General features: G+C 48.9%; 1 protein-coding gene. It reads left to right on the plus strand.

Annotated features, from left to right (window positions below):
- Positions 1–145 precede the first annotated feature (145 nt).
- Positions 146–1,531 (plus strand): IS4 family transposase, encoded by a 1,386-nt coding sequence (locus NATSA_RS15280; RefSeq protein ID WP_210513486.1) that lies wholly within the window; start codon positions 146–148, stop codon positions 1,529–1,531.
- Positions 1,532–1,533 lie beyond the last annotated feature (2 nt).

Here is a 1,533-nt window from a genome sequence, read left to right on the forward strand (position 1 = left end):
ACTCAACTTTCGGAGTTCAGAACAACAGTTAAATAAAGCGGTAACTTATTGTAAATCAATAAAATAAAAGAGAATAAGTCCTCTGGTTTTTGTATTTTAAAAGTGCTCTAAACAATTAGAATACAACCAGTTAGAACTTATTCTCATGGATACCAAGTTACAAATATGTACGATCAAAAACATCACCTGGCTTTCGGCATGGGTCAAGCAATTTTGTCCGGGCAAGACGCTTCGTCAGGCCGGAATAAAAAAACGGTCCGGCATTGCGGCGGGGTGGTTGCTGCAGTTACTCCTTGTTCTGCCATTTTCCGATTTACGCGTCTATCAACTTCAACGGGCCTCAGATGGCCTTCCCCATCGAAGCACATTTTATGACTTTCTGGGGCAAACCACCTATAACTGGAGAATGTTAGTCTTGATGGTCTCACTACGGCTAATAGAAGAGCTCCAACCACTGACTTCGACCTCGCAAGACCGGGTTCTGATTGTCGATGACAGTCCGTATAAACGCGATCGCAGTAAGAAAGTGGAATATCTGGGACGCCAATATGATCATAGCAGTCATAGCTGGTATCGGGGCTATCGCATGTTGACCATGGCATGGAGTGATGGACACAGCCTGGTGCCTGTGGACTTTGAATTGCTCACCAACAGTGATACCAACAAACGATTGGGAGAACAACCCGAGGTGGATCTGAGAACTCATTTGGGTCGGCGGTGCGTGGCGGCTACCAGCAAAGCAACCGACCAGGCACTGAATATGCTGGACCGGGCCTTGAAAGCCACTGTACCGGCGGACTACCTGGTCTTTGACAGCTGGTTTGCACATGCAGGTCTGTTGCATAAGCTCAGCCAGCGCCTGCCGGTGGTTTGTATGTTGAAGAACTCCGGGAAAATCAGCTTTCGCCATGGCAAGCGTATTTATCAGCTCAAAGGGCTATATGAGAAGGTGGCTGGGCGCAAGCGCTCCAAAAAATCAAATGAGCACCAGATCCTTGGTTCGATAGTTGTGGATATGCTCAGCGGACCCAGGGTGCGCATCGTATTCCTGTGCGACCGGCGCAATCCCGAGCAATGGCTGGCACTGGCCAGCACCGATACCTCGCTTACCCCGGAGAGAATCTGCCGCATTTATGCCAAACGCTGGGCCATAGAGGTCTTTTTCAAGCAAACCAAGCAACAGCTCGGACTGGCCCGTGAGTTTCAGGTTCGCAGCTATGCCGCCCAGATTGCTCACACAAGTATCGTTTTACTGCGTTATATGATGTTGGAGTATTACCGGCGGCAGTGCAGCGATGAGCGGACGATACCGGGGTTATTTCAAGCCTATGTCCGAGAACTACAGATGCTGACCGTCCATGTGTGCATTCAGCTGGTCTTGCTGGAAGTACTGCAGTTGATTGCACGTCAAGGCCAAGGGTATTTGTTAGTGCAGGTTATTGAGCTGGTAGGCAGGTTTTACCAGACTCATCCATGGTTACAAGCCTTTCCTAATGAACAGGAAGGGATTAGTATGAACTCCGAAAGTTGAGT

The sequence above is a fragment of the Natronogracilivirga saccharolytica genome, assembly GCF_017921895.1.
Lineage (GTDB): Bacteria > Bacteroidota > Rhodothermia > Balneolales > Natronogracilivirgulaceae > Natronogracilivirga > Natronogracilivirga saccharolytica.